Genomic DNA, 18,843 nt, shown 5'->3' with positions numbered 1-18,843 from the left:
GGGTAAGATGATGAAGGGGTTGTTGTTAAATGTCAGATCAAACAAACCGCATTCTGGTAGTCGATGACGAGGAGCGGATTCGCCGGCTGCTAAAGATGTACTTGGAAAAAGAAGGCTACGAAATCGATGAAGCCGAAGACGGGGAGACCGCCCTGAAATTGGCGACTTCCAACGATTATGGTCTGATCTTGCTCGACGTGATGCTTCCGGGGATTGACGGCGTCGAGGTCTGCAATCGATTGAGACAAGTAAAAGCAACGCCGGTACTGATGCTGACGGCCAAAGGCGAGGAAATCAACCGCGTACAGGGCTTTGAAGTTGGGGCGGACGATTACGTCGTGAAGCCGTTTAGCCCTCGTGAAGTCATCTACCGGGTTAAAGCGATCATGCGCCGCGCTTCCGCAACGGCTTATTTGACGAAGGAAAGCGGAACTAGCAACAATATCGTGTTCCCTCATCTCGTGATTGAGCATGATGCCCATCGGGTGACTGCAAACGGGCAGGAAGTCAGCCTGACTCCGAAGGAATATGAGCTGCTGCATTATTTGGCAGTATCGCCGGATAAGGTGTTTTCCCGGGAAGAGCTGCTGAAGGACGTATGGAACTACGAGTTTTTCGGAGATTTGCGTACGGTGGATACCCATGTGAAACGGCTTCGGGAGAAACTGAACAAGGTGTCGCCGGAGTCCGCCGCCATGATCACGACCGTGTGGGGCGTCGGATACAAGCTGGAGGTTCCAAAGTAAGTGAACTTCTGGAGAACGCTCGTTGGTAAGCTGTGGATTACGATCATTTGCTTGGTAGCCTGCGTCCTGATGTTGATGGGCCTGTTCCTGCTGCCCTATATTGATACGAACTTTACGAACTCTGGAGCGGTTAAACGATTATTTGTGATCGTCTCGATGATCGGATTTTCGCTCACAACGTTTTTTGCCTTGTTTCTGTTCACGAAGATTACGCAACCGATGCAGCAGTTGATCCGGGCTGCGGATTCGGTGCGCAAGGGCAAGTACGATACGCGCTTGTCCCTGCGTACGAGCGACGAAATTGGTGAACTGGCAAATACGTTTAACCATATGGCGGAAGAGCTTGAAAATACAATTCGCAGCTTAAAGCATGAGAAAGAACATCTTTCCAGCGTGCTAAGGAGCATGAATGATGCGGTGATCACGTTGGACCGCGAGGGCGCCGTCATTTTGACCAACCCGCCGGGCGATCGGATTTTGCAGCTCTGGGGCGATCTGACGGAGGATGGGGAGGAGGATTTACCTGCCTCTGCCGGGGAAGGGCAGATGGTTCCGCAACCGCTGCTTCCGATGTTCCGCCGTTTGCTGGTTCAAGAGAGCGACCAGAAGATGAATGTACACGTTATGAAAGGCGTATGGTCCGTACATATGGCGCCGCTGTCCTCGGACGGCGAGGTTCGCGGAGCCGTTGCCGTGCTTCGGGATGTAACCGAAGAAGTCAACTTGGAGAAGATGCGCCGCGACTTCGTGGCCAATGTGTCTCACGAAATTCGGACTCCGCTCTCGATGATGCAGGGGTACAGTGAAGCGCTGCTCGACGGTATGGCTTCTTCGCCGGAAGAGAGCGCTGAGCTCGCCCAAGTCATTTATGACGAATCCCTGCGGATGGGACGGCTGGTTCGCGATTTGTTGGACCTGGCCCGGATGGAGGCAGGTCATACGGATATGGTCATGCGCAAGATCGACTTTCGTGAATTGGCGGAGCGGGTGGACCGTAAATTTCAGGTCCGGGCCAAGGATAACGGGGTTGAGCTTGTGTTGGAGCTGGAAGACGGAGAGCTGCAGCTGCAAGCCGATGAAGACCGTTTGGAGCAGGTGCTGACCAATCTGCTGGACAATGCTTTCCGGCATACGCCGGAAGGAGGAAAGGTTACGGTCAAGGCTCATATGGAGACCGGCGAAATGGGCAAGCAGCTTCACGTAGCCGTATCGGATACCGGTGTAGGCATTCCGAGCGAAGATTTGCGATATATCTTTGATCGCTTCTATAAAGCCGATAAAGCACGGGTTCGCGGTGAGAACGGCGGGACGGGATTGGGGCTTTCGATCGTCAAAAATATCATCGCAGCCCATCACGGTTCCATTTGGGCCGATAGTGAAATCGGCAAGGGCACCGTATTTCATTTCTTGCTTCCTGTCGAATCGGGACAAACTACGTGATAACAAAAAACATCCTTCGCGAAGAGGGATGTTTTTTTGTTGAATGCCGCAGATAAATCTTGTTCATCGTGGAACAATGATTGATCTACGGCCTCATGAATATTCGTGTTATCTTGATTCGCGCCGTTACGCGAAAATGATATGCTGTGCTTTATTGATTTCCGGAAGCTTCGTCAACTCGTCCAGGACTTCCTTCGTTACTGCTTTATCCACAGTTAGAACCATGATCGCTTCGCCGCCGACCAGCTTACGTCCGACCTGCATGGAGGCGATGTTCACAACGTTCTTCCCGAGCAAGGTACCGACATGCCCGATGATCCCCGGTTTGTCGTTATGCGAGATGAAGATGAGATGGCCTTCCGGCGCGACATCAACCGGGAACTTGTCGATTTGGACAATGCGTGCACCGTATCCGTTCAGCAGCGTACCAGCGACCCGGCGCTCCGCTCCGTCCTGAGCCTTGAGCGTCACGGAGATCAGGTTGGTGAAGCCTTTGGTAGCCGAAGCCTGCGATACCACTACGTTAATGTCGCGGACCTTCGCCAGGTGCATCGAGTTAACGATATTCACGTCGCCACCGAAATGACGGGACAACACACCTTTGATAATGTAACGGGTCAGCGGCTGCGTATCCACTTCCGCCAGATCACCGGCATAATCGACATGAATTTCTTTGACAGCCTGATTGTTCAATTGAGACAGGAAAATACCAATTTTCTCGCCGAGCCCGAAGTAAGGCTGCAGCTTGTTCATGACGCTGGCTGCAACCGGCGGCATATTAACTGCATTCTTAAACGGTTCGTTGCGCAGGATATGGAGCACCTGCTCGGATACGTCAATAGCCACATTCTCTTGTGCTTCCACGGTAGAAGCGCCAAGGTGCGGGGTCACGATGATCTTCGGATGATGAAGGAACGGGTGGTCGGCTTCCGGCGGTTCTTTCTCGAATACGTCGAAGGCAGCCCCGGCTACGATCCCCTGATCGATCGCTTCAACCAGCGCCAATTCGTCAATGATGCCGCCGCGGGCGCAGTTGATGATGCGCATGCCTTTCTTCATCACTTCAAATTGAGGACGGGCGATCATATGCTTCGTCTCCGGTGTGAGCGGCGTATGAACGGTAATAAAGTCCGCATTCCGGATGATTTCGTCCACGGTGGCCAGCTTCACACCCAGCTTCTCCGCCCGATCTTCAGTAAGGAAAGGGTCATAGCCGAGAATATCCATGCCAAACGCTTTGGCACGCTTCGCAACCTCGCTGCCGATCCGGCCCATGCCCAGCACGCCCAACGTTTTGTTGCGCAGCTCGACGCCAAGGAATTTACGGTCCCATTCGCCTTTGATCGTCTTCGCATAGGCTTGCGGAATATGACGGGCCAGCGCCATCATCATCGCAAAGGCATGTTCACAAGTCGTAATCGTATTGCCGTCTGGAGCATTAATGACGATAATTCCGCGTTTCGTCGCCGCTTCCAGATCGATGTTGTCGACCCCAACGCCAGCGCGGCCGATGACTTTCAAGCGGGTTCCGGCTTCCATGATTTTTTCGGTGACTTTCGTTTGGCTGCGGACCAGGAGACCGTCATATTGCGGAATAATCTGCACCAATTCATCTTCGCTGAGACCTGGCTTCTTGTCGACCTCAACGTCGGCTGCATCCATCAGCTGCTGAATTCCTAAGTCGCTGATCGGATCCGATACTAAAACTTTAAACATGATGATTTGACCCTCCTAAAAGTTTTATATAGCAAGGCCTCCTTGAAAGATAGCAAGTATTGCTATCTTCGGAAGCATAAGCTGATGTGGTTGAGTTTCTTCATTGACGCTGTGTCCGATCACCGCACCAAAGAACCAAGGTGCCCAAGGACGCCTGGAAGGCAGTTGGCGTCGCTTAAACGGATTTAAATAAATCAAAAACTCTCAATCCGCACACTACTTCCGTAGTAAGGGACGAGAGTTATTCGTGGTACCACCCTAATTCGCTGCCCCTTCGCAGAAAGCAGCCTCAGTTGTCATTGCTGACAAGAACGATAACGGGTTCACCGGCTGCGCCTACTTTCATTTCAACGCAGCGACTCAGGAGCGCTAAAGCCATTCGTTCCGCTGCCGGTTTGCAGCACCACCGACTCTCTGGAAGCTTTCCGAAGGCTTCTTTCCTTCAAAGTGTTTCATGAGATGTAATTTTTCATAATGTAACACGGGCCTTGGCAAAGTGTCAACACCAACCTGAACATTTTTACAAAGTTAGGTGTTTGTCGTTCGGATTTTGCCCAAACTTGAATCCGTCCGAAATTTTGGTTATGATTTTACTAATGTCGAAAAGCGTCTGATTCCGGCGGACAGCGAAATGGCTTAATTCTCCGCAAAGAACGGCAGCTCCGGCAACGATTCGGAGGCGTAATACGTTGATTTCCATTTTACAAATTCTTTGCTCTTCACGGCATCCGTTTCAATTAAAACCTTAACAATAGAGCCGATGGAGTTCAATTTAAGCGCATCGGCTTTTCCGCTGCTGATCAACTGATCGATTTTGGCCGTGAAGTCCTGCGGCAAATAGGATACATAAAGCTGCTCGTTCACCATCATATCGGTGACGGCTTTATTTTTTACAGCAAGCGAATAACCGGACCATTCCTTAGTTCCGATGTTCTCTTTGTATGTATAGTCAGCAGAAACGCCGCTTTTGGTTTTGGCGGTCCATTTCAGCATCGAGGCATAATATTTCTTTTGCGCCTGCAGCCCATACTTTTTGGCGTTCACGGTGAACTCGTCTTGATTGATGATTTTGGCCAGCTCCATGCCTTTCTTGTTCCCTGCCTTAGATTTGATCTGGTCCATGCTTTCCTCAAACAGCTTCAGACTCTTTAAATAGTCGGTTTGGGCCTCCTTGAGCAAGGGGGAGGAGTCGGCGATGGATTGTACGGCAATTTGTTCATAGCTGGCTTTAGCCTTATCGCGGATGTCCTTCAGCTTGTCCGACGATACCGGCTTGGAGCTGTGGGTGATGTCTTCGATCAGCGTGAGGTAGTCCTCTTTAAATTGCTGATATGGCTGGAATACCACATAGTAGAACGTGACCAAATCCTGTTGCTGATAGGAGGTCTCGTTTTCCTCTCGAAACGTTATTGCTTTGAGATTCGCATATTTGGCTTCCGTCTTGTCGATCCCGAGATTGAGCCCAAGAAAGAACGTCCCAAACGCGGTAATCAACAAGGCGAGAAATCCAAGCGAGAACAGCATTTCAAATTTGGTGTTATTTTTTCGAATCATACTTATGCTCCTTACTATATTGATTTGAATGCGTTAAAATATTATAAAGGACAGGGTTTGACAAAAACTATGAAAAAGTTCAAATTGCGCGATGTAAAAATACAAAAAGTCGACCCCGGTCAGTTAAACGATCGATTGTTGCTCATTAATTTATATCTCACGCAAGGGCTTACATTACTTATCGGTCTTGTGATCTTGTTATTTCAGAAAAGAAATCCGTTTCATCTGTTCAATTTCCCGAATAGTGTCGAATTTGTGTACTGGGGAGCAGGATTTGCGGCTGTGATGTTCGGGGCGGATATGCTCTTGTCCCGGTTCATCTCGGAGGAAAGTATGGATGATGGGGGCATTAATTCCCTGCTCTTCCGTCATCGACCGATTTGGCATATCGTCGTGATCGCGGCGGTTGTTGCCGTATGCGAGGAGCTGTTGTTCCGCGGGGCGATCCAGTATGGGCTGGGTCCGTATTGGACGAGCATCCTGTTTGCAGCGATCCATGTCCGATATCTTCGGCATTGGATTCCGACGGCATGGGTGTTTGCGAGCAGCTACGGCCTCGGATTTATTTATGTACAAACGGGGACGCTTTGGGCGCCGATCTTATGTCACTTCTTGATTGATCTTGTATCAGGCATGGTGATTAAATTTCGGAGGGAGTCATGAACGAGCATTTGAGCCGAATGGACCGTTACGGTCAGCAAAATCGAATGAAACGCAATGCTTCCATACAATCGCGGAATCTGGCCTCCGGCATGGCGACGGCTGAACTCACGCCGGAGCCTGCGGCGGTGAATGCCGAGTCGACGTATGCCGCTGTTCGACCCCGTAGCAGCCTGAAAAAGGAGCCTTTTTCCCTGATCGCTGATGAGGAAACCACTCCTGTGCAGAAGAAGCCTGTCATTGGCGATGAGACGATGGTCCGGCTGCTTATTCCGCGTAAATCTGAGGTTGCAGTTTGGAAGGATAGGGATGCGCTGCAAGCTGCAACGGAGCCCGGATCTCCCAAGACGAAGGCGGCGGATGACGGTAAATTTGAATCTGCAGCTGTTGCTGCATTAGCTAAACTCAAAGAGCCGGTTCAGCGGTCATCCTTCAACTCAACGCAGGGTTCCCATCCGCTGCATGGTATCGAGCATTTTGGTAATGCGCAGGGACCTTTATCTACCCTGTTGGAGGTAGAGCCCGATTTGGACAAGCTGCCAACACGCAAGGAGCTGTTTCCGTCACAACGTGTTAAAATGACCCGGTGGTTTTATAATTCGCTTCTTTATGCTTTTGTTATTATTTTGATTTATCTGTTATGGTGGGGCTTAAGCGATTCGCCGTGGGGAAAAAGCCATGGTTTATAAAAAACTCAACATTAAAACCGTCAGGTTATCTCCTGACGGTTTTTTGAATTCATTGTTATTTTGCTGCTTCGGAATCTGCATGATCAGGAGCTGGTCCGATACTCCGGGGGTCAACAAAGCTATATCCTTTCTGTTCCAGTTGGGTGAGCAATTCATCCAGCGCCTCTACGGTCCAAGGCAGCTCATGCATCAAGATGTTGCTTCCAGCGTGAAGCTGTTCCAGCACATTCGCGATGACCGCCTCAGGCTTGTTTCTGTTTTTGCTGTCCCAGTCGAGGGAACCGTTGGACCAAGTCATGTAAATGAGATCATTGTCGTCTGCGATTTGATGCGTTGTTTTGTTCCCTGAACCGAAGGGAGGACGGAAGAAACGTGGCGCTTCGCCGACGGTTTCCTTTACGATATTTTGCACATCTTCAATTTGCTTGCGCATATTCGCCGCGGACTCTTTCTTTAAGTCGATGTGATCCCAGCTGTGGTTTCCGATGATCTGCCCGCGGTCATGGATTAGCTGCAGCAGCTCGGGATGCGCTTTAACCCGGTACCCGTTAACAAAAAAGATCGCCTTAGCCTGGTGTTTATCCAGCGTATCGATCAGTCCGTCAATCATTTCCTTCTCCTTTGGCCCGTCGTCAAACGTCAGGAGAACCACCTTCTTGTCCACGGTCTCATCATTGGGCACTACGTTATACGCCTTATTAATGTGGTACATCAGGGGAGGTGCGGCCGCTTCAGAAGAGGTCTGTTCATCGGCTGATGATGACGAGTCCTCAGGCTGTTCGCCAACCTGTCCGGATTCATTGGCGCCATCATTGGCGCCATCTGGCGCGGTCGCTTCAGAAGAAGGAGCGGTGTTTTGGTTAGATGTGGCTGGTGTTATGGTTGCATCGGTTTGGCCGCATGAGCTAAGAATAAGACAAGCGGCGGCGATGGGCAGGAGCTTCTTGTGGAGCAAAGAAGTCAACTCGCTTTCCTGTATTTATGCCGCATGAGTTTAAGGGAATCCGCGAACACTACAGATGATTTTAACATAACCAAGGAGGTTTTTTACGTGAAATCTTCCTCATTTTTAGGCGGTTTACTGGTTGGCGTTTTCGCCGCGATGTGGGCTTCGCGACGGAAGCAAAGCCTGATGTCCGTGATGAGCGGTGCAGGCTCGGTCCTGAAGTTTGCGGGGATCTCCTCAAAGCGTACCGACAGCCCCACCGAAGATATTTCGGCAGCGCTGAAAACGGAAGATACGGCGTCTGCATCTGTCACAAAGGCTAAAGGGGCAGACAACGCCCAGGTGTATCCCAGTTCCGGCACGGTATCAGCGGCCGGTTCGAATCATTCGAAGGAATACAGTCTGAAGCAGCTGACCGACCTCATTAAAGGCGATCCCGATGTGCGCCGTGAAGTTGAGGCCATCCTCAAAGAGGCGAAAACCCCGGTTCCAGGTTTGTAATCCGTTTCAAAACACCACCACAAGAGTCATTTTCTGCCCCCTTGATGGGGTTACGGAAAATGATTCTTTTTTGTTCTATTTTAAAGCGTGCATTTAGGTGAAATAAGTGATAACATACATACAAAGAACCATTTTCAGCACACTTGACAGCAGGTTTCATAATCTGTTTTATAACAACGTATAGAGAGAGGAGGATCCTGTATGAAGATAGAAAGACTAGGCCAGGATAAGATACGGATTTTCCTCACGTTTGACGATTTAAGCGAACGCGGTATACAGAAAGAGGACATGTGGCAGGAAATTCCCAAAGTCCATGACCTGTTCACTGAAATGATGGATCAGGCTTATAACGAAGTGGGCTTTGACGCCACCGGGCCATTGGCTGTGGAAGTGTTCGCCCTTCCTGCACAAGGAATGGTCGTCATCGTTACGCGCGGCAAATACGATCACCATCAACATGGGATTGGCTCGCCTTATGAGGATGAACTGCCGGAAGAAGTTTATGAGATGGAAGTTACGTTGGAGCAAAGTGATACCATTCTGTATTCCTTTGACGATTTCGAGAATGTAATCGAAGCGGCACACGTGCTGAAGTCGATGCTTCACAATGCCGGCAGACTGTATAAATATAATGGAAAATGGGTTCTTCAGCTGGAGCCGGAGGAACTGGAGGAGGGCAAACATCCTGCTCTGATTGCAGTATTAGCTGAATTCGGCGAAGCGACATCGGTAACTACGGCGATGCTGGAAGAGTACGGGCAATTAATCATGGCTGATCATGCGGTGGATACGATTTGCAACCACTTCAAACGCCAGGATTGATTACGTCTCGTATGAAGGCAGACCCATGTCAATTCAGAAGAGAGAGAGACAAAGAACGGAAGCAGCCAATAAGGGGGGATAACCGTTGCTCTTTTTCTCGATTTTAAGCGCAGCGGTTGCTCCCGGTATTGCACTGCTTACGTATTTTTATCTCAGGGACAAGTATGATGCGGAACCGCTGCATATGGTCATCAAGGTGTTTTTGCTTGGCTTCTTGATCGTATTGCCGGTCCTGATCATCCAGCGAGGGTTAACCATGTGGCTGGGCGAAGGACCGTTGGTTACAGCTTTTGGCATTTCGGCCGGTGTAGAGGAAGTGCTGAAGTGGTTCGTATTATTTCATATGATTTACAACCATACCGAATTTGATGAGCCGTATGACGGGATCTTATATGCGGCGGCAATTTCATTAGGATTCGCAACGGTTGAGAATGTATTGTATGCCTTTGCGAGTCACGCTTCGATTGGCACCATGCTCGTTCGAGCCCTACTCCCCGTATCCGGCCACGCGATGTTCGGGGTGATGATGGGGTACTACCTGGGTCGGGCTAAATTCTCGAGCGGCGGGCAAACTCGAAAGTTCCTGATCTTTTCGTTAGCCTTCCCGCTGTTCTGGCATGGGGTATACGATTGGATCTTAAACAATACGACGCAGTATTGGATTTGGTTTATCGTCCCCCTTATGGCCTTCCTCTGGTACGGAGGGCTCGGGAAGATGTATCGGGCCAACAACCGTTCCCCGTTCCGTTTGACGCCGGGGGCGAAGGGGCAAGATTAATTTGCCTCAGAATAGGGCATCCTGATTCTAACAATTTGCATGTTTACGCTAAGGTAGGCTGCAGGATCGTTAGAAAGGGGTGCCTTTTTTCGTGCGCGTCAAGGTGCGAATTACTTGTAAAGCGTGCGGCGAGCGGTTTGTGTTGCGCGGCAAAAAAGAGCGCGGCCATATCGAAACCGGCTTTAAGCAATGCCTATGCAATAATCAGCATAACTTTGAGATCGAAGAAGAAGCGATTCAGTAGGGTGAAGATTATGCATAAAGTTCTTTCCTTCTTGTCACACTAATCCCAACCTAGTTGAAGAAGGGAGAGAGCTAAGCCCAATGTACAAACGATTGAGTGCGATTCTGTTTCCAGTGACCGCCGTGCTGTTGATCGGCGCCCTGGTGTGGGGGTATCAGGAGAACCAGGAGAAAAACTCGATTCTGATCAAGGCGGAAAACCAATATCAGCGGGCGTTCCATGATTTGTCTTATCACGTGGACAAGCTGCATACGGAATTGGGCAACACCTTGGCGGTAAATTCGGCCTCCACCGGTGCCCAACGTAAAGGGCTGGTGAACGTATGGCGCATCACGAGCGAGGCGCAAAACGAAATCAACCAGCTTCCGTTAACCTTGCTCCCGTTTAATAAAACGGAAGAGTTTCTGTCTCGTATCGCGAAGTTCTCGTACCAGACCGCGATTCGTGATTTGACGAAGCAGCCTTTAACCGAAAACGAGTTAAAAAATCTGAAAGAGCTGTACAAAAGCTCGGCGCAAATCGCCCAAGACCTGCAAGGCGTACAAAACAAGGTTATCGCGAATCGCCTGCGCTGGATGGACGTCGAGACGGCGCTGGCTAGCGAGAAGGAGCCGCGGGACAATACGATTATCGATGGCTTTAAAACCGTAGATAAAAAGGTTGGCGAATACCCAGAGTTGGATTGGGGACCGTCCATCTCCAGCATGTACAATAAACGTTCGGTGAAGAAGCTGGGCGGTAGTCCGATCACCGTTGAGGAAATTAAACGTAAAACGGCGGCTTTTACGGGCGTGCAGAGCGCAGAGAACATCCAAGTCGTAGAGAACGGGAAAGGAACGGAGTGGGCCTCGTATACGGCCAACCTGAAGAACAAAAAAGGCGACGAGTCTTGGTCGCTTGATTTTACCCGGAACGGCGGCCATTTGATCTCCTATGTCTACCATCGCCCCATCGGACCGAAAGCGGTGGATGTGAGCACGGCGAAACAGCGGGCCAAAGATTTCCTGGAAAACAAAGGGTATCCGGGGCTAGCGGCCGTTTCTTATGATGAGTTCGATAATGAAGGGAACTTCACGTTCGTCAGCAAGCAAGGCGACGTGCTCATTTATCCGGAGAAAATCACGATCCGAGTTGCACTGGACAACGGGCAGGTGACCGGGATGCAGGCCAGCGACTACGTGTATGAACGTGAAAACCGGGAAAATGTCGGAAAACCTAAACTGACTTTGCAGCAAGCGCGTAAATTTCTGAATCCGGAGTACAAAGAGAAATATCATCGTCTCGCGCTCATCGAGAACGAGCAAGCAGAGAAGGTGCTCACCTACGAATTCGGCGGTTCGATTAACGGATCGCAGTACAAAATCTTCATCAACGCTGAGAACGGCAATGAAGAGATGATCGAAGAGATTCGCAGCCGCAACAATCAAGGAGAAACGAAGTCTTCCTGATTCTCTGCGCGGCAACTTCAAAGGAATGTTCCGGTTGTCCGGAAGATTCCTTTTTGATTTTTCAACGAATTATTTAAGTCCAGCCGCCTCGCGCCGTGCTATAATCAAAAGATAGAAGTACAACCATGACATAGGACGGTGGCAAGCTTGTTTCCTAAAGTGAACGATCTTGTATACATTCAAGTCGCCTCGGTGGAGAAGCCGAATGATGAGAAGGAATGTAAATCACGGATCGCGGACGTGGAAGAAGAATCGTTATTGATCGAAGTGCCGATCGAGATCGGGAGCGGACGCATCAGAAAGCTGTACATCGGGGACGAATTATCCGTGTATTTCCTGACAGAAAACGGAGTGAAAAACTACTTTAATACATATGTGCTCGGTTTTGCCGACGACGTTGTTCAATTAGTGCGTATTTGCAAGCCTGAGCCGGAAACGATTACGAAAATCCAACGGCGCAATTTTTTGCGAGTGGTCGCCAAATTGGAAATCGCCGTGCTCATGAAGGACGGCGTGCGCTTTGTAACATATACGGAGGATGTTGGCGGCGGCGGGGTCTCCTTCAGCTGCAGCAGCGAATTTAAGCTGGCTCAGGGGGATCTGCTCTTTTGCTGGCTGCTCATCCCGTTCAAAAATGGTACGATCGACCATGTGCCTTTTGAAGCGGAAGTTGTTCGGATGAAGAAGCTGGAAACCGGGCGCACGATTGTCATGCTGAAATTCGTAAGCATTTCGGACCTTGAACGGCAAAAGCTGATTCGGTATTGCTTCGAGCGACAGTTTGATTTCAAAAATCGCTGATTTCATCCGCTCAATGGAGGTATTTCCGATTTCCCAATATGGATAAGCTATACATTAACGCATTGAAATCCACCCGTGTTCGTGTGGCTAACCAGGGAGGGAATCGAAATGAAAAAAACGCAAGACGACGAAATTTATACGGAACTGTTTCTGTCTTTCTCGGACAAGGTGGAAAGATGGATAAAACGGAGTTTACTGGTTTTATTGGCAGCATTATGCCTGTTTCAACTCTTGCTACGGATTCCAGAATTGCGATATGTTCTAGCCTCTGCAGACAAATATGAAGGGGTGCCCATTCACAGAGAACAAGGGAATTAATCGGGAAAAGCAAGCGCGTTTCTTTTGCATCCCTTTGTTATCTGTGGTATAATTTTCACGTCGCAGGCAATGCCTGCTTTTTTCTTGAGGATTTGTTTTGAGGAGGAATGCCCCTTTGGCAAGCGAGACGTCTACAACCCATGAGAAAATCAACATCGCCATCGACGGTCCTGCGGGGGCAGGGAAAAGTACGATAGCTCGAATGGTTGCCGGTAGACTGCATTATGTCTACGTCGATACCGGGGCGATGTACCGGGCGGCAACTTGGTATTTTCTGCAGCTAGGGATCGGACCAGACGAAGTGGACAAAGTGCTGCAGCATTTACCTGAATTGGATATCGAATTGCTGCCTGGAGAACAGGGGCAACAGGTCCGGGTGAACGGTCGAGACGTCACGGAAGAGATTCGCTCGTTAGCCGTGAATGCCCAAGTGTCCCGATATGCGCAAATCGAGGGGCTGCGCGATCGGCTTGTCTCATTGCAGCGGCAAATGGCTTTGCGCAAAGGCGTCGTCATGGACGGACGCGATATCGGCACTTGCGTATTACCTGATGCGGAAGTGAAGGTGTTCATGACCGCGAGCGTTGAGGAACGGGCACGTCGGCGTTACAAGGAAATGAAGGAGCAGGACAAGATTTCCTTCGATGACCTCGTGCGATCGATTGAAGAGCGAGACCGGCTGGACCGGGAGCGGGAGGTTTCCCCGCTGCGGCAGGCAGAGGATGCTCAGCTGCTGGATACGACGCAGATGTCCTTGGACGAAGTGGCCGACCACATCGTAGCAATGTGCAGAACCTATGGAAGTGAGAGTTGAGCCTGGATGATCTATCGTTTTTGTCGAAGTGTGCTTCGCATCCTCTATAAGCTGTTGTATCGCTTTGAGGTAAGCGGCTTGGAGCATATCCCCAAAGAAGGCGGAGTGCTCTTGTGCTCCAACCATTTAACTTTGCTTGATCCGCCGACCATCGGCATCATGTTGGAACGCAAGGTGCATTTTATGGCCAAGCAGGAATTGTTCAACATTTTCGGCTTCAGTTGGCTGATTCGGCAGCTAGGAGCTTTCCCTGTAAAGCGGGGGGGCGTAAGCAAAGAATCGATCAAAACCGCGCTGACCTTGCTCCGTAACGGTCACGTCATCGGGATTTTCCCGGAAGGCCGTCGGGTGAAAGACGCCGAAGCGAATATGATCGGCAAGAAAGGTGCGGCGACGTTCGCGCTTCGCAGTGACGCAGCGGTGATTCCGGTTGCGATTATTGGCACTTATAAATTGTTTCGGAAATTGCGCGTCGTTTACGGACCGCCGGTTGATCTGACGGAGTTCAAGGAGAATGGCGGACCTGACGCAGCCGAGCGAGCTACGGAGAAAATCATGGCCAGCATCGCCGAGCTGAAGAAGCGTTAATTTTTTCATGCCTTTGCCAGATGGGATGCATGAAGGCTGATAACATTTGGGAAGCTATACCTTAATGGATTGTTTTGAACTTCGCTACAAGTGGAAGCTCAAAAAGTCAATTTTTTACTTTGTGATCGAAAGCTGGCTTTTTGAACAACCTTTAGAGCGGGTTTAAATAAATGGGTTTTTGAATTGAGGAGGTTATTGACATGTCGGAAGAAACAAAAAATGTTCAAGAGGCTGCGGAAGTCGCTAGCCAGGATGAGATGGAGCAAATCGTCTCTTTGAAAAAAGGGGACACCGTCAAAGGAACGATCGTCAAAATCGAAGATAACCAAGCTTATGTAAGCATTGGATATAAATACGACGGTGTTATTCCTATTCGCGAGCTGTCCTCCGTACATCTCGACAATGCGGCGGATGCTGTGCAAGTAGGCCAAGAGGTAGAAACGAAAGTGGTCAGCATCGACGACGAGAAGGAACGCCTGGTGCTCTCCAAACGTGCGATTGACAGCGAAAACGCTTGGGAAGAGCTGGAGAAGAAGTTCCAAAACGGCGAAGTCTTCGAAGTTACGGTTGCCGACGTCGTCAAAGGCGGGATTGTCGCTGACGTAGGCGTTCGCGGCTTCATTCCGGCATCGATGGTAGAACGTCACTTCGTTGAAGACTTCAGCGACTATAAAGGCCGCACGCTGCGCGTCAAAGTGAAAGAACTTGACCGTGAGAACAACAAAGTGATCCTTTCCCAAAAGGATGTGCTTGATGAAGAGTTTGAAGCGAACAAACAAAAAGTGATGGCTGAATTGAAAGAAGGCCAAGTGCTGGAAGGTACGGTTCAACGCTTGACTCAATTTGGTGCATTTGTTGACGTAGGCGGCGTAGACGGATTGGTACACGTATCCGAAATCGCATGGAACCATGTTGACAAACCTGCTGACGTCCTGTCCGAAGGCGACAAAGTGAAGGTGAAAGTGCTCAAAGTTGATCCGGAAAAAGGCAAAATCAGCCTTTCGATCAAAGCAGCACAACCAGGTCCTTGGGATACAGCGGCTGAGAAATTCCACACCGGTGACATTGTAACAGGCGAAGTTAAACGACTGGTGAACTTTGGTGCCTTCGTGGAAATCGCACCGGGGGTAGAAGGACTCGTTCATATCTCTCAAATTTCGCATAAGCATATCGGAACTCCGCATGAAGTGCTGAAAGAAGGACAAACGGTACAGGTGAAAGTGCTGGACGTGAACCCTAGCGAGAAACGGGTAAGCCTCAGCATTAAGGAAACGGAAGAAGCTCCGGCTCCTGCACCGAAGAGCGAAAGACCTTCCAAAGGCAGCAGCGTGAGAAAAGAAGACCTGGGCGACAACCCTAACGTATCGCTGAGCAACCAAGGCTTAAGCATCACGCTGGGCGAACGCTTCGGCGATAAACTCAGCAAACTGAAATAATCAGGTTTTAGTGGCTCGAACATCGGCGGACCCTGAAGAAGCGGGTTCGCCGTTTTTGTTGTTGACCGTTAGCCAAGCCATCTTTTTTTTGCTATGATGATTTACGTGTATCCGTAAATAAACGTGTGAAGCCTATATAGAGAATCAACTCCATTTTGAGGATCCAAAAATAAGTATTAGGAGGGATGTCAATGGCAAGACCCGTTGTGGCTATCGTCGGGCGGCCGAATGTGGGGAAATCCACGATATTTAACCGGATTATCGGTGACCGCCTGGCAATCGTGGAAGATAAGCCCGGGATTACGCGCGACCGGATTTACGGCGCGTCGGAATGGAACGGGAAACCGTTCAGCATCATCGATACAGGAGGGATTGAACTCGACGACAAGGAGCCGATTCTCAAATCGATCCGTATGCAGGCCGAACTCGCGATCGAGGAAGCCGATGTGATTGTATTTATGTGTGACGCCAAGGCTGGCGTGACTACTTCGGACGAGGAGGTCGCCAATTTGTTGTACCGGTCAGGCAAGCCGGTCATTGTCGCGGTGAATAAGGTGGATAACATCGGCCGGATCGACAATATTTATGAGTTTTATAACCTCGGCTTTGGTGAGCCGATTGGGGTATCGGGCAGCCATGGCACGGGCATCGGCGATTTGCTGGATGCGATTGCGGATAATCTGCCGGAGCTCGCGGATGACGAATACGATGATGACGTGATCCGGGTCGCTTTGATTGGTCGTCCAAACGTGGGGAAATCCTCGCTGGTGAACGCGATCCTCGGTGAAGAGCGAGTCATCGTCAGCGATATCGCCGGAACAACCCGTGATGCGATTGATACGCCGTTCGAGAAAGACGGTCAACGGTACGTCCTGATCGATACCGCAGGGATGCGCAAACGCGGTAAGGTCTATGAAACGACGGAGAAGTACAGCGTTATGCGCGCCATGAAAGCGATCGAGCGGGCGGATGTGGTACTGGTTCTGATCAACGGCGAAGAAGGGATCATCGAACAGGATAAGCATATCGCGGGATACGCTTATGAAGCCGGTAAAGCTTCCATTTTCGTCGTGAACAAATGGGATGTGGTTGAGAAGGACGATAAAACCATGCACCAATTTGAGCAAAGAATCCGCGACCACTTCCTGTTTATGACGTATGCCCCGATTGTTTTCCTGTCAGCTAAAACGAAGCAGCGTTTACATAAACTGTTGCCGGTGGTTCAGCACGTCGCAGATCAGCATGCGAAGCGCGTGCAGACCCATTTGCTAAACGATGTTGTGTCGGATGCAATCGCCATCAATCCTCCGCCAACGGACAAAGGGCGGCGCCTGCGAATTAATTACGTCACGCAGGTTGCGGTGAAACCGCCGACCATCGTGGTATTTGTCAACGATCCGGAGCTGATGCATTTCTCTTATGAACGGTACCTGGAGAACAAAATCCGGGCAGCATTTGATTTTGAGGGAACGCCAATCCGGCTGTTTACGCGGCGCAAGTCTGATGAAGGTTAGGGGAGAATAAGGTGATTTTACCCGTAATAGCTGTAATTGTTTGTTATTTGCTTGGCTCGGTTAGCTTCAGCGTCGTGTTGGCGAAAGCCTTGAAAGGCATCGATATTCGCCAGCACGGCAGCGGAAACGCGGGAGCCACCAACACACTGCGCGTACTGGGGAAAGGCCCGGCGATTCTCGTTCTGGCCCTGGATGTGCTTAAGGGGATTGCCGCAGTATGGATCGGCCGCTGGCTAGGCGACGGCGTCGAATGGATCGCCTCGCTGTGCGGCATCGCAGCAATCGTCGGCCATAACTGGCCGCTTTATTTCCGCTTTCGCGGCGGAAAAGGGATTGCCACCACGATTGGCGTGATGGCGACCTTGTTTTTCTTCCCTGCGTTGTACGCGGGGATCATTGCGATATTATCGATCGTTATTACCCGGTACGTCTCGCTTGGTTCGCTTATCTTCGTCTTCTTGACGCCGATTTTTCTGGCGGTCTCCGGCGAATTCGGCCCTTATTTCTGGGCGAGTCTGGTCATCTGCGTGTTCGCCTTCTGGAGACATCGCACGAATATCGTGAAGATCGTGCACGGCAAGGAAAATAAGCTGGGATCCAAAGGAGGAGATCGCGTTGTCTAATAAAGCCGCCGTGCTGGTGGCGGGCAGTTGGGGAACGGCACTCGCCAGTGTGCTCGCCGACAAAGACATGGAAGTTGCCTTGTGGACACGTAGCGAAGCGCAACAGGATGAAATCAATACGAAACATCGCAATGAACGTTTTTTGCCTGGCGTGGACTTGTCGCCTCGCCTTACGGCAACCACTGATTTGGAAGCCGCAGTGACCGGTGCGAAAGCGGTCGTGATGGTTGCGCCGTCCTCGGCGGTTCGTGAGGTTGCTCGATCACTAAAGCCTTTCTGGCATGAGGATATGCTGCTGGTGCATGCCACCAAGGGCTTTGAGATTGAGAGCATGAAGCGGATGTCGACGGTGATCGCGGAGGAACTCGGCTGTGAAGAGGGGCGTATTGTTGTATTGTCCGGTCCTAGCCATGCGGAGGAAGTTGTGAAACGCTGCCCGACCACTGTGGTTGTCGCTGCACAGGACGCGGCCCAGGCTGAATTGGCTCAGGACCTGTTCATGAACCCGTATTTCCGCGTCTACACCAACCGGGATATGGTAGGCGTGGAGCTTGCCGGGGCTTTAAAAAATATCATCGCGCTGGGCGCCGGAATGTCCGATGGACTGGGCTACGGGGACAACGCCAAGGCGGCACTGCTTACCCGCGGTCTTGCGGAGATTACGCGGGTCGGCGTTGAAATGGGAGCCAACCCGCTGACCTTTGCCGGTTTGGCCGGGGTCGGTGACCTGGTCGTGACGGCAACCAGCCGGCACAGCCGGAACTGGCGAGCTGGGTTTATGCTGGGCGAAGGCAAACCGCTGGAGGAAGTATTAACCCAGATGGGCATGGTTGTAGAAGGCATTCGCACAACGAAAGCGGCCCATGCCATCTCTGAGAAGTATCAGGTGCAGATGCCGATTGCGGCTCAGCTTTACCACGTCCTATTCGAGGGGCTGGACCCGCGCACCGCTGTAGAGGCGCTGATGGGACGCGACCGGAAAACGGAGATGGAAGTGATGTCCCTAGAAACCTGGGAACAATGGCACACTTGAGCGGAAGTTCAAAAATTCGTCTTTTGATCACGAAGCATCTTCAAAGTAGTGGATTCGACATCGAATCTTGAATTCAGCAGGGCCTTCCGTTGCTCACGTAGGTCTCCTACGCTCCGCTACTCAGTCCCAGCTTCATCCAACCTTCTCGGTGCTGAAAAGCCGCCTTTTTGAA

At 50.7% G+C, this 18,843-nt stretch carries 20 protein-coding genes and 1 other annotated feature; of the genes, 17 read left to right on the top strand and 3 right to left on the bottom strand.

The window, feature by feature from the left end; genetic code table 11:
* Window positions 1-29: 29 nt before the first annotated feature.
* Together U9M73_RS07945 and U9M73_RS07940 are read left to right on the top strand one after the other, a co-directional pair.
* Window positions 30-746: a response regulator transcription factor gene (locus tag U9M73_RS07945; RefSeq protein ID WP_323076748.1), complete on the top strand. Its 717-nt coding sequence runs from the start codon at window positions 30-32 to the stop codon at window positions 744-746.
* Window positions 747-2,186, top strand: a complete 1,440-nt coding sequence (locus tag U9M73_RS07940) for an ATP-binding protein (RefSeq protein WP_323076747.1) — start codon at window positions 747-749, stop codon at window positions 2,184-2,186.
* A 126-nt stretch (window positions 2,187-2,312) separates the two neighbouring features.
* Here U9M73_RS07940 and serA read toward each other — a convergent pair whose 3' ends face one another.
* Both serA and U9M73_RS07930 read right to left on the bottom strand, forming a co-directional pair.
* Window positions 2,313-3,902 (bottom strand): phosphoglycerate dehydrogenase, encoded by a 1,590-nt coding sequence (gene serA, locus U9M73_RS07935; RefSeq protein WP_009225850.1) that lies wholly within the window; start codon window positions 3,900-3,902, stop codon window positions 2,313-2,315.
* Window positions 3,903-4,129: 227 nt separating this feature from the next.
* Window positions 4,130-4,357: a binding site (T-box leader), on the bottom strand.
* A gap of 181 nt (window positions 4,358-4,538) precedes the next feature.
* Window positions 4,539-5,456: a hypothetical protein gene (locus tag U9M73_RS07930; protein WP_009225851.1), complete on the bottom strand. Its 918-nt coding sequence runs from the start codon at window positions 5,454-5,456 to the stop codon at window positions 4,539-4,541.
* 69 nt (window positions 5,457-5,525) lie between these two features.
* Here U9M73_RS07930 and U9M73_RS07925 point away from each other — a divergent pair, with 69 nt between their 5' ends.
* Both U9M73_RS07925 and U9M73_RS07920 read left to right on the top strand, forming a co-directional pair.
* Window positions 5,526-6,119 (top strand): CPBP family intramembrane glutamic endopeptidase, encoded by a 594-nt coding sequence (locus U9M73_RS07925; protein WP_260071254.1) that lies wholly within the window; start codon window positions 5,526-5,528, stop codon window positions 6,117-6,119.
* 17 nt (window positions 6,120-6,136) lie between these two features.
* Complete coding sequence (locus tag U9M73_RS07920) at window positions 6,137-6,805, top strand: hypothetical protein (protein WP_323076746.1); 669 nt, start codon at window positions 6,137-6,139, stop codon at window positions 6,803-6,805.
* 55 nt (window positions 6,806-6,860) lie between these two features.
* Here the strand turns inward: U9M73_RS07920 and U9M73_RS07915 are convergent, their stop codons facing one another.
* Window positions 6,861-7,760 (bottom strand): polysaccharide deacetylase family protein, encoded by a 900-nt coding sequence (locus U9M73_RS07915; RefSeq protein WP_323079091.1) that lies wholly within the window; start codon window positions 7,758-7,760, stop codon window positions 6,861-6,863.
* A 96-nt stretch (window positions 7,761-7,856) separates the two neighbouring features.
* Between U9M73_RS07915 and U9M73_RS07910 the strand changes: the two genes are divergently transcribed.
* From U9M73_RS07910 to U9M73_RS07850, 13 genes are all read left to right on the top strand, one after another.
* Window positions 7,857-8,252: a hypothetical protein gene (locus tag U9M73_RS07910; protein ID WP_036645806.1), complete on the top strand. Its 396-nt coding sequence runs from the start codon at window positions 7,857-7,859 to the stop codon at window positions 8,250-8,252.
* A 201-nt stretch (window positions 8,253-8,453) separates the two neighbouring features.
* Complete coding sequence (locus U9M73_RS07905; protein WP_009225856.1) at window positions 8,454-9,074, top strand: genetic competence negative regulator; 621 nt, start codon at window positions 8,454-8,456, stop codon at window positions 9,072-9,074.
* An 85-nt stretch (window positions 9,075-9,159) separates the two neighbouring features.
* Complete coding sequence (gene prsW / locus U9M73_RS07900; RefSeq protein WP_260071252.1) at window positions 9,160-9,852, top strand: glutamic-type intramembrane protease PrsW; 693 nt, start codon at window positions 9,160-9,162, stop codon at window positions 9,850-9,852.
* A 91-nt stretch (window positions 9,853-9,943) separates the two neighbouring features.
* The gene (locus tag U9M73_RS07895) at window positions 9,944-10,096 is read left to right on the top strand and encodes a hypothetical protein (RefSeq protein ID WP_260071251.1); all 153 of its coding nucleotides are present in this window, start codon (window positions 9,944-9,946) and stop codon (window positions 10,094-10,096) included.
* A gap of 80 nt (window positions 10,097-10,176) precedes the next feature.
* A complete protein-coding gene (ypeB, locus tag U9M73_RS07890; protein ID WP_323076743.1) occupies window positions 10,177-11,544 on the top strand; it encodes a germination protein YpeB in 1,368 nt (455 codons plus the stop codon).
* A gap of 147 nt (window positions 11,545-11,691) precedes the next feature.
* A complete protein-coding gene (locus U9M73_RS07885) occupies window positions 11,692-12,345 on the top strand; it encodes a flagellar brake protein (protein WP_323076741.1) in 654 nt (217 codons plus the stop codon).
* Window positions 12,346-12,453: 108 nt separating this feature from the next.
* Window positions 12,454-12,663, top strand: coding sequence for a hypothetical protein (locus U9M73_RS07880; protein WP_323076740.1), 210 nt, complete (start codon window positions 12,454-12,456; stop codon window positions 12,661-12,663).
* Between the two features lie 115 nt (window positions 12,664-12,778).
* On the top strand, window positions 12,779-13,477 hold the full coding sequence (gene cmk, locus U9M73_RS07875; protein ID WP_009225862.1) for a (d)CMP kinase: 699 nt from the start codon (window positions 12,779-12,781) through the stop codon (window positions 13,475-13,477).
* Window positions 13,478-13,483: 6 nt separating this feature from the next.
* A complete protein-coding gene (locus U9M73_RS07870; RefSeq protein ID WP_323076738.1) occupies window positions 13,484-14,065 on the top strand; it encodes a lysophospholipid acyltransferase family protein in 582 nt (193 codons plus the stop codon).
* A gap of 200 nt (window positions 14,066-14,265) precedes the next feature.
* The gene (gene rpsA, locus U9M73_RS07865; RefSeq protein ID WP_016311778.1) at window positions 14,266-15,501 is read left to right on the top strand and encodes a 30S ribosomal protein S1; all 1,236 of its coding nucleotides are present in this window, start codon (window positions 14,266-14,268) and stop codon (window positions 15,499-15,501) included.
* Window positions 15,502-15,692: 191 nt separating this feature from the next.
* Window positions 15,693-17,015, top strand: a complete 1,323-nt coding sequence (gene der / locus U9M73_RS07860) for a ribosome biogenesis GTPase Der (protein WP_323076736.1) — start codon at window positions 15,693-15,695, stop codon at window positions 17,013-17,015.
* Window positions 17,016-17,026: 11 nt separating this feature from the next.
* Entirely contained in the window at window positions 17,027-17,638 is a 612-nt protein-coding gene (gene plsY, locus U9M73_RS07855) for a glycerol-3-phosphate 1-O-acyltransferase PlsY (protein WP_009225866.1), read from the top strand.
* The gene (locus tag U9M73_RS07850; RefSeq protein ID WP_009225867.1) at window positions 17,631-18,671 is read left to right on the top strand and encodes an NAD(P)H-dependent glycerol-3-phosphate dehydrogenase; all 1,041 of its coding nucleotides are present in this window, start codon (window positions 17,631-17,633) and stop codon (window positions 18,669-18,671) included. The genes plsY and U9M73_RS07850 overlap by 8 nt, the downstream gene beginning before the upstream one ends.
* Window positions 18,672-18,843: the final 172 nt, after the last annotated feature.

The sequence above is a fragment of the Paenibacillus phoenicis genome, assembly GCF_034718895.1.
In the GTDB taxonomy this organism is placed as follows: Bacteria; Bacillota; Bacilli; order Paenibacillales; family Paenibacillaceae; genus Fontibacillus; species Fontibacillus phoenicis.
Note: the sequence above shows the minus strand (reverse complement) of the source record. Positions and strands in the feature narration are given on the sequence as shown.

Coding starts and splice junctions, on each gene's coding strand:
- U9M73_RS07945 (WP_323076748.1), top strand. CDS start 30: ATGTCAGATCAAACAAACCGCATTCTGGTAGTCGATGACGAGGAGCGG.
- serA (WP_009225850.1), bottom strand. CDS start 3,902: ATGTTTAAAGTTTTAGTATCGGATCCGATCAGCGACTTAGGAATTCAG.
- U9M73_RS07930 (WP_009225851.1), bottom strand. CDS start 5,456: ATGATTCGAAAAAATAACACCAAATTTGAAATGCTGTTCTCGCTTGGA.
- U9M73_RS07925 (WP_260071254.1), top strand. CDS start 5,526: ATGAAAAAGTTCAAATTGCGCGATGTAAAAATACAAAAAGTCGACCCC.
- U9M73_RS07920 (WP_323076746.1), top strand. CDS start 6,137: ATGGACCGTTACGGTCAGCAAAATCGAATGAAACGCAATGCTTCCATA.
- U9M73_RS07905 (WP_009225856.1), top strand. CDS start 8,454: ATGAAGATAGAAAGACTAGGCCAGGATAAGATACGGATTTTCCTCACG.
- ypeB (WP_323076743.1), top strand. CDS start 10,177: ATGTACAAACGATTGAGTGCGATTCTGTTTCCAGTGACCGCCGTGCTG.
- U9M73_RS07880 (WP_323076740.1), top strand. CDS start 12,454: ATGAAAAAAACGCAAGACGACGAAATTTATACGGAACTGTTTCTGTCT.
- U9M73_RS07870 (WP_323076738.1), top strand. CDS start 13,484: ATGATCTATCGTTTTTGTCGAAGTGTGCTTCGCATCCTCTATAAGCTG.
- rpsA (WP_016311778.1), top strand. CDS start 14,266: ATGTCGGAAGAAACAAAAAATGTTCAAGAGGCTGCGGAAGTCGCTAGC.
- der (WP_323076736.1), top strand. CDS start 15,693: ATGGCAAGACCCGTTGTGGCTATCGTCGGGCGGCCGAATGTGGGGAAA.